Origin of the sequence: Nocardiopsis protaetiae, assembly GCF_045446735.1 — a bacterium.
In the GTDB taxonomy this organism is placed as follows: domain Bacteria; phylum Actinomycetota; class Actinomycetes; order Streptosporangiales; family Streptosporangiaceae; genus Nocardiopsis; species Nocardiopsis protaetiae.
Genome location: NZ_JBJJBV010000284.1, coordinates 1 through 8,613, shown reverse-complemented (window position 1 = coordinate 8,613; position 8,613 = coordinate 1). Strand labels below are relative to the sequence as shown.

Genomic DNA, 8,613 nt, shown 5'->3' with positions numbered 1-8,613 from the left:
CGTGCCCTCCTCCTTGCCCGTCGCCCACCACCACCCTCAACGGAACGCCTGCGGCGTGCCCTCCTCCTTGCCCGTCGCCCACCACCACCCTCAACGGAACGCCTGCGGCGTGCCCTCCTCCTTGCCCGTCGCCCACCACCACCCTCAACGGAACGCCTGCGGCGTGCCCTTCCCTTTGCCCGCCTTGCCAGCCTTGCCCGCCGCCCGGTGCCGCTCTCGATGGAGCGTCCGCGGCCCGCCCCTCCTCCCGCCCATCACCCGGACGGCGGCCCGGCTCAGGCCGCGGCGGCCGCGTCCACGGCCGTGCCGTCCTCGCCGGTGGCCGAGTCGCTGCGCGGGGCCCGCGAGGTCCTGCGCTCCCCGCGCCTGCGCGTCCTGCTGGCCCTGACCTGGTTCCCGCCGGTGCTGGGCGTGTCCGCCGAGGCCCTGGCCGCGCCCCTGGCCGACGGCCTGGGCGGCGGGCCCACCCTGGTCGCGATGCTGCTGTCGGCCACCCCGGTCGGCATGATCGCCGGGACCCTCCTGGTCGGCTCCCTGCTCACCGACGCCCAGCGGGTGCGGGCCATCGTCCCGCTCGGGCTGCTCACCTTCGTGCCGCTGCTCGGCCTGGGCCTGCACCCGGGACCCGCGGTGCTGCTCGCCCTGCTCGTGCTGTCCGGGGCGGGGTACGGGTACGCGCTCGGCGTGGACCGGCTGCTGGTGGCGGCGGTCCCCGAACACGAACGCGGGCAGGTCATGACGTTCGTGACCGCGGGGCTGATGATCTTCCAGGGGGTGGGGTTCGCGCTGGCGGGGGCGCTCGCCGAGTTCTGGTCCCCGAACGCGGTGGTGGTGCTCGCGGCCCTGCTCGGCATCGCCGTCGTCCTCGCCGCCGGGACCCGCGCGGGCCGCTCCTGAACCCGATGCCCCGCCCCCGCCCCGCCCCCGGACACGGGCCGGGGCCCGGTGCCGGGCACCGGGCCCCGTTCGCGCCGACGAGCGGGGAGGGCGCGCGTCCCGCGCACTCCCTATTGCACGTGTCGGGGGTTGCTCACACCGCTCTCCCGGTGGGTCCGGTCCAGCGCGGTCGCGTAGTAGGTGCGCCCGCCGCCCTCGGCGGTGAACACCGCCCGGCCGTCCTCGTCGGCGGGCACCGTCCCGAGCAGGGTGCGCGCGTCGGACACGGCGCAGTCGGGGTCGCGCCCGGGCGCCCCCTCCACCGCGTAGACCGCGTAGTAGGCGGGCCGCTCGCCCCGGCCCGGGCGGATGGACAGCTCCACGCCGTCGCCCTGCGCCCCGCCGGTCACCCGCGGCGCCTGCGGGGCCCGCCCGGGCAGGTCCTCGTGCAGGGGCACCAGCGCCGGGTACCGGTAGTGGTCCTCGCGCACGATCGCCATCGCCTCCGCCGCGTTGGTGCGCAGCGACGTCGCGCTGAAGTACACGTCGCCCAGCACCCCGGGGTGGTCCCGGTTGAGGTCCAGGTGCCGGGACAGCTCGCGCGGGTCCGACCAGGCGCCCGCGTTCCCGACCTTGTAGGCGGCCTGGCCCACGTACAGGTGCACGCCGGTGCCCCGCACGACCTGGTCCCACCAGGGCACCAGCACCGCGTAGTCGGCGACCGGCAGCCCGATCTCCCAGTAGACCTGCGGGTTGATGTAGTCCACCCAGCCCTCGCGGACCCAGCGGCGGCTGTCGGCGAAGATGGCGTCGTAGGACTGGAGCCCGTTGGTGGCCGAGCCCTGCGGGTCGGTGGCGGCGTTGCGCCAGATGCCGAAGGGGCTGATGCCGAACTTCACGTGCGGCTTGGCGGCGTGCACCGCCTCGTCCATCTCCCGCACCAGGGCGTTGACGTTGTCGCGCCGCCAGTCGCCGATGTCGTCGTAGCCGTCGCCGTGCTCGGCGAAGGTGTCGGCGTCGGGGATCTCCTCGCCGGCCACCGGATAGGGGTAGAAGTAGTCGTCGAAGTGCACGCCGTCCATGTCGTAGTTCTCGACGGCGTCCATCATCGCCCCGATCACGAACTCCCGGACCTCGGGGATCCCGGGGTCGTAGTAGAGCCGCCCGCCGTAGGTGAAGGTCCAGTCGGGGTTGCGGCGGGCCGGGTGGTCGGCGGTCAACCGGTCGAGATCGCCGTGCATGGCCACCCGGTAGGGGTTGAACCAGCCGTGGAACTCCAGGCCCCGGGCGTGGGCCTGCTCGACGGCGAACTCCAGGGGGTCGTAGCCGGGGTCCCTGCCCTGGGTCCCGGTGAGCCACTCCGACCAGGGCTCGTGGGGGGAGGGCCAGAAGGCGTCGGCGGTGGGCCGGATCTGCACGAACACCGCGTTCAGGCCGTTGGCGGCGCTGCGGTCGTACAGGGCGGTCAGCTCGGCCTGCTGCTGGGCGGGGGTGAGCCCGGTGCGGCTGGGCCAGTCGATGTTCTGCACCCCGGCGATCCATTCGGCGCGCATCTGCCGCTTGGGCGCGGCCTGCGGGTCGGTCCGGCACTCGGCGGACCCGGTGCCTGCGCCGGGGGCGGCCCCGGGGGCGGTCAGCGCGGCCGCGGGGAGGGCGGGCAGCAGGGCGGCGGCCAGGGTCGCGGCCAGCGCTCCGCCCAGGAGCGCGCCGCGTCGGGGGGCGGGGGAGGTGGGGCGGGACGGGTGCGCCAACGTGGTTCCTTCCGGAGGCTCTCCTGCGGGTGGGGCCCGACGGGTTCCGGGTCGTGTCCTGGCGACGACGGTACGCGACGATGGTCCACCCAGTAGAAAACCTTCACGATTTTCCGGTGTGTCGCAAGAGACCTACGCGTTTTTGGTGCCCGAGTGCCGAATGTGTTCGGTGTGGCCTTCGTCCAGCTCCGGCCCCCGGGCCCAGGCGGCGCCCGCCGCACCGAACCCCACCGCCAGCAGCACCCAGCCCGCCGCGTTCAGCCCCATGGAGAACGGGGTGCCGACCGCGATCACCGGAAAGGCCGCCCACAGCGCCGCCACGCTCCAGCGGGGCACCTCGCGACCGGCCCACAGCCCGATCCCCAGCAGGACCACTCCGGCGAACATCAGCGGCACGAACACCGCCGGGCCGAGCGCCACCGTCAGCGCGTCCACCTCCGACAGGACCGCCCCGGTCACCGCGTCCGGGTTCCCCGCCCGGATCGACGCCAGCGCCGCCCCCGCGTACGCCGAGCCGCCCACGTTCAGGGCGGCGAACCCCAGGTAGGTCGCCACCAGCCCGGCGGTGCCCGTGCGCGGGGCGCCGCGCCGGGACACCAGACCCGTCACCACCGCGCCGACCGCGCAGCACAGCGAGAAGGCGAACAGCATCCACAGGCTCGCCTCCACCCGCCCCTCGGCGGCCGCGAACCGGGGCAGCCCCTGCGCGTAGGACCCGCCCACCGCCGACGGGATCACCAGCGCCCACACCGCCATGGACAGCGGGGCCGCCGTGCCCACCGCGGCCAGCGCCCACCGGGACCGCGTGCCGGGACGCGGCCCGCGCGCACCCCGGGCCAGCGCCGCACCGCAGGCCCCGAACGCCACCGCCACCAGGACGAACCCGGCCGCGTTGACCGGCATGGAGAACATCCCGCCCAGCAGGATCACCACCGGGGACACGATCAGGGCCACCGCGGCCCAGCGCGGCACGTCCCGGCCGATCCACAGGGCCGCGCCCAGCAGCACGAACCCGACGAACATCGCCAGGACCAGGGCGGCGGAGGCCGTCGGCGCCTGCAACCGGTCCACCTCGGCCATGAGAGCCGCCACCGCCGGGGGATCGAGCCCGGCCCGGGAGGCCGCCAGGGCGATACCGTCGTAGCCCCACCCGGCCGCCCCGAACGCGGCCGCCCCCGCGAACGCCGCCACCAGCCCGGCGGTGCCCGTGCGCGGGGCCCCGCGCCGGGCCACCAGCCCCGCGGCGATCACGCCCACCGGTGCCAGCACGCCCCAGACCAGCAGGCCCCAGAACGCGGCCTCGGTCCGGGCGCCCGCCCCGGCGACCGCGGCGATCCACACCTCGGGCGCGTCGGCGAAGGAATAGGGCAGGAGCAGGACCGCAGCGGCCATGCCCAGCGGGCCGACCGCGGCGCACACGGCCAGGGCGGCCCCGGTCCCGGTGCGGGGTGTCGGTGTACGGGTGGCGATGCTCTCGGTGTCCATACCCCGACGCTAGGGACCGGGGCCCGGCAGGGCATCGGTGCCAGCACCGGATCCGGTGTCCGGCCCCCGCCCGGTGCCCGAATCCCGCCGGGTGCCCGAATCCCGCCCGGTGCCCGGACCCGGCCCGGTGCCCCGCAGCCACAGCAGGGCCGCCCGCACCCGCCGGTTGTCGTCGGCGCTGGGCTCCAGCCCCAGCTTGGCGAAGATCGACCGCAGGTGCGCGTCCACGGTCCGCTCCGACACGAACAGCCCCTGGGCGATGCGCCGGTTGCTGTGCCCCTGCGCCAGCAGCGACAGCACGTCGCGTTCGCGCGGGCTCAGCGCGGTCCGGCGGTCGTCGTCCCGGTTCAGGAAGTGCTCGATCACCTGCCGGTCGATGGCCGTGCCGCCACCGGCCACGTGCCGCACCGTCCGCACGAACCCGTCGATGTCCAGGACCCGGTCCTTGAGCAGGTACCCGAACGCCCGGGGGCGGTCGGTCGCCAGCCGCATCGCCAGGGCGGGCTCCACCACGTGCGAGAGCACCACCACGGCCAGGTCGGGGAAGCGGTCGCGCAGCAGCGTGACCGCCCGCGCCCCCTCGTCGGTGAAGTCCGGCGGCATCCGCACGTCGGAGACCACCAGGTCCGGCCGGTGCTCGCCGACCGCGGAGACCAGGGCCCCGGCGTCGCCCACCTCGGCGACCACCCGGATGCCGTCCAGGGCGAGCATCCGGGTCAGGCTCTGGCGCAGCAGGACCAGGTCCTCGGCGATCACGACCCGCACGGCAGGCTCACCTCCACCCGCGTTCCGCCGGTGGGGGAGTCGCTGACCAGCAGTCGGCCGCCCACCGAGCCCACCCGCTCCGACAGGCCCCGCAGCCCCGTTCCCGCCCGCAGGTCGGCGCCGCCGCGGCCGTCGTCGACGACCTCGACGGAGGCCGTGCCGTCCGCGGCGGTCACCCGCACGGCGATCCGCCGCGCCCGGGCGTGCTTGAGGGCGTTGGTGACCGCCTCGCACACCACCAGGTAGGCGACGGTCTCGGTGCCCGGGGGCAGCCGGGGGCCGGGCACGGTCACCTCCACCGGCACCGGCGAGCGGCGGGCCAGGTCGGCCAGTGCCGGGCCCAGACCGTCCCGGGCCAGCACCAGCGGCGCCGAACCCGAGGCCAGTGCCCGCAGTTCCTCGACCGCCTCGCGCAGTCCCTCCGCCGCGTCGGAGACGACGGCCCGGGCCGCGTCGTCCGCCAGCGCCCGCTGGGCCATGCGCAGGTCCAGGGCCAGCGCCAGCAGGCGGCCCTGGACCCCGTCGTGCAGGTCCCGTTCCAGCCGGTGGCGCTCCTGCGCCGCCGCGCGGTCGGCCCGCTCGCGCTCCGCGGTCAGCCGCTCGGCCTGGTCGCGCACGGCGGCCGCCAGCACCGCCCGGTCCACCAGGTCGCGCAGCTCCGCCACCGCGCCCGCCGCGTCCCCGGGCTCGCCGTCGTGGACCACCCGCGCGGCGGCGGTCCCGGCGTCCACTCCGGCGGGGACCGGGTCCACCGGGCGGTCCTCGGCGTCCACCCAGCCGCGGCCTTCGGGAAGGCGCAGCAGCAGCCGCGCCGCCGGATCGGCCAGGCTCGCGCGCAGGATGCGCTGCGCCTCCGGGCCGGGCCGGGACCGGTCCACCCGCCCGCGCACCAGCCGGGCCGCGGTGGCCCTCCCCGGGTCGACGGCCAGCGTCAGGCGGCGGGTCAGCCGGGTGCGCAGCGGGGTCGACGCGGCGGTCGCCGCCAGCGTCACCAGGGCCACGGCCAGCGGTGCCCCGTCGCCGAACCCCGCCCCCGCGGCCGTGCCCAGGGTGACCACGACGATGGCGAAGAGCAGGCTCACCACCACCGCGACCGTCCCGGACACCACGCGGGGGACCAGCAGGAGGACACGTTCCTCGGGCGCCGGCCACAGGGTCAGGGGGATGCCGGCGGCGGCCACCAGGAACGGGACGCAGTAGGCCACCGCGAGGATCCCCTCGGCCGCGGTGGTGCCCAGCAGGCCGATCGGGTCGGCCAGGGACATGCCGACCACGCAGAACACGATGGTGACGACCGGGGTGAGGGCGCACGCCGCCACCAGGGACAGCCGCCGCCGCGCCCGGCCGCGGGAGCGCGCCGCCGCCCGCCACACCAGGACGGGGCCCGCCAGTACCGGGACGACCCACACCAGGGTGCCCAGCACCACGGCCGGGACCTCCAGCGCGGGCAGGTCCACCGGCGGGCGGACGTCAGCGAAGGGCGGACCGTGGGGGATGAGCAGGACCGCGGTCACCAGGTGCGCCGCGCTGAGCGGGAGCAGCGTCCACGCGAACGCGCGCAGCGGCACGGCGCCGGGCGCGATCCGGGCGGCCACGGCGGCCAGGCACAGCTGGAGGACCGCCACGGGCACCTGCGCACCGGGTCCGTGGACCCACAGGAACAGCAGCGCGAGGGCGTCCCGCTGCCCGCCGAGCCCGGTGTACAGGGCGGCCCCGGCCCCGCCCGCCAGGTAGGCCAGCAGGCAGGCGCAGGTCGCCGCCGTCCAGCGGGCGACCGTACCGGGGGTGCGCACCGCCGTCCACCACGAGGCGGCGGCGAAGGCGATGACGGCGGCGGCCAGCGGGAGCGCCAGCGCGGGGGATGTGGACCCGTAGCGCAGACCCTGCGACCACGCCCACAGCAGGGCGGCCGCGCACGGCACCGCCGCGGCCGTCACGAGCAGGTACACCACCGGCGCCCACCGGCGGGGGCTCTGGGCCATGCACCCATGATCCCAGACCACCCCGCCCCGGGCATCGGTGCGGACACCGATGCCCCGGTTCCTCAGCGCACGATCTTGAACCCGAACCGGTGGGTGCCCAGGGTCTTGTACAGGGTCATCCACATCGGCAGCATCATCTCCGTGACGCGGGCCGTGCCGATCCCGCATCCCCGTCCCTGTCGGCGGCGGCCCCCGGGGGGGCGCCGCCGGGGATGACGAGGCTCACAGGGGGGAGCCGCGCCCCGCGTTGCATGTGCATTCATCGTGATGCATACTTATTGCCATGTCCAAGGTACTCACCTCTCTGCCCGTCGGTGAACGTGTCGGCATCGCCTTCTCCGGAGGTCTCGACACCTCTGTGGCGGTCGCGTGGATGCGCGAGAAGGGCGCCGTCCCGTGCACCTACACCGCCGACATCGGCCAGTACGACGAACCCGACATCGCCTCGGTCCCCGGCCGCGCCCACGACTACGGCGCCGAGATCGCCCGGCTCGTCGACGGTCGTGCGGCCCTGGTGGAGGAGGGGCTGGCGGCCCTGGCCTGCGGTGCCTTCCACATCCGCTCCGGCGGGCGCGCCTACTTCAACACCACCCCCCTGGGCCGCGCCGTCACCGGCACCCTGCTGGTGCGCGCCATGCTCGAAGACGGTGTGCAGATCTGGGGCGACGGCTCCACCTACAAGGGCAACGACATCGAGCGGTTCTACCGCTACGGCCTGCTGGCCAACCCCGCCCTGCGCATCTACAAGCCCTGGCTGGACGCCGACTTCGTCAACGAGCTCGGCGGCCGCAAGGAGATGTCCGAGTGGCTGCAGGAGCGTGACCTCCCCTACCGCGACAGCACCGAGAAGGCCTACTCCACCGACGCCAACATCTGGGGCGCCACCCACGAGGCCAAGTCGCTGGAGCACCTGGACACCGGCATCGAGATCGTCGACCCCATCATGGGCGTCCGCTTCTGGGACCCCGAGGTGGAGATCGCCCCCGAGGACGTCACCGTCGGCTTCGAGCAGGGCCGGCCGGTCAGCATCAACGGCAAGGCCTTCGCGTCCGCCGTCGACCTGGTCCTGGAGGCCAACGCCATCGGCGGCCGCCACGGCCTGGGCATGTCCGACCAGATCGAGAACCGCATCATCGAGGCCAAGAGCCGCGGCATCTACGAGGCCCCCGGCATGGCCCTGCTGCACGCCGCCTACGAGCGCCTGGTCAACGCGATCCACAACGAGGACACCCTCGCCGCGTACCACACCGAGGGCCGCCGCCTGGGCCGCCTCATGTACGAGGGCCGCTGGCTGGAGCCGCAGGCGCTCATGCTCCGCGAGTCGCTCCAGCGCTGGGTGGGCACCGCCATCACCGGCGAGGTGACCCTGCGCCTGCGCCGCGGCGAGGACTACTCGATCCTCGACACCACCGGCCCGGCGTTCAGCTACCACCCGGACAAGCTGTCGATGGAGCGCACCGAGGACTCCGCGTTCGGCCCGACCGACCGGATCGGCCAGCTGACCATGCGCAACCTCGACATCGCCGACTCCCGCGCCAAGCTGGAGGAGTACGCCCGGCTCGGTATGGTCGGCACCGGCGAGGCCGCCTCCGTGGGCGCCGCCCAGGCCGCCTCCACCGGCCTCATCGGCGCGATGCCCGAGGGCGGCGCCGAGGCGATCGCCTCCCGCGGCCAAGCCCCCGAGGACGAGCTGCTCCTGGACCAGGCGGCCATGGAGTCCGGCACGGACTAGCCGCCGGACACGCCCCCGTGGC

At 75.5% G+C, this 8,613-nt stretch carries 6 protein-coding genes; 2 read left to right on the top strand and 4 right to left on the bottom strand.

All coding sequences use genetic code 11. From position 1 onward, the window contains the following. The first annotated feature begins 207 nt into the window (after nt 1–207). A complete protein-coding gene (locus tag ACJOT3_RS29225) occupies nt 208–897 on the top strand; it encodes an MFS transporter (protein WP_406976352.1) in 690 nt (229 codons plus the stop codon). A 110-nt stretch (nt 898–1,007) separates the two neighbouring features. Here ACJOT3_RS29225 and ACJOT3_RS29220 read toward each other — a convergent pair whose 3' ends face one another. The 4 genes from ACJOT3_RS29220 to ACJOT3_RS29205 form a co-directional block, all read right to left on the bottom strand. Then, nucleotides 1,008–2,627 carry a glycoside hydrolase family 10-like protein gene (locus ACJOT3_RS29220; protein WP_406976351.1) on the bottom strand — a complete coding sequence of 540 codons (1,620 nt, stop codon included), beginning with the start codon at nt 2,625–2,627 and terminating at the stop codon, nt 1,008–1,010. A gap of 132 nt (nt 2,628–2,759) precedes the next feature. Beyond that, nucleotides 2,760–4,112 carry a hypothetical protein gene (locus ACJOT3_RS29215; RefSeq protein WP_406976350.1) on the bottom strand — a complete coding sequence of 451 codons (1,353 nt, stop codon included), beginning with the start codon at nt 4,110–4,112 and terminating at the stop codon, nt 2,760–2,762. Nucleotides 4,113–4,121: 9 nt separating this feature from the next. Further along, complete coding sequence (locus tag ACJOT3_RS29210; RefSeq protein ID WP_406976349.1) at nt 4,122–4,877, bottom strand: response regulator transcription factor; 756 nt, start codon at nt 4,875–4,877, stop codon at nt 4,122–4,124. Continuing rightward, nucleotides 4,865–6,859: a sensor histidine kinase gene (locus ACJOT3_RS29205; protein WP_406976348.1), complete on the bottom strand. Its 1,995-nt coding sequence runs from the start codon at nt 6,857–6,859 to the stop codon at nt 4,865–4,867. The genes ACJOT3_RS29210 and ACJOT3_RS29205 overlap by 13 nt, the downstream gene beginning before the upstream one ends. Nucleotides 6,860–7,142: 283 nt before the next feature. Here ACJOT3_RS29205 and argG point away from each other — a divergent pair, with 283 nt between their 5' ends. Further along, complete coding sequence (argG, locus tag ACJOT3_RS29200) at nt 7,143–8,591, top strand: argininosuccinate synthase (protein ID WP_406976347.1); 1,449 nt, start codon at nt 7,143–7,145, stop codon at nt 8,589–8,591. Nucleotides 8,592–8,613: the final 22 nt, after the last annotated feature.

Bases quoted from the DNA above. Each gene is read 5' to 3' on its own strand.
- ACJOT3_RS29215 (WP_406976350.1), bottom strand. From the start codon at position 4,112: ATGGACACCGAGAGCATCGCCACCCGTACACCGACACCCCGCACCGGG.
- ACJOT3_RS29205 (WP_406976348.1), bottom strand. From the start codon at position 6,859: ATGGCCCAGAGCCCCCGCCGGTGGGCGCCGGTGGTGTACCTGCTCGTG.
- argG (WP_406976347.1), top strand. From the start codon at position 7,143: ATGTCCAAGGTACTCACCTCTCTGCCCGTCGGTGAACGTGTCGGCATC.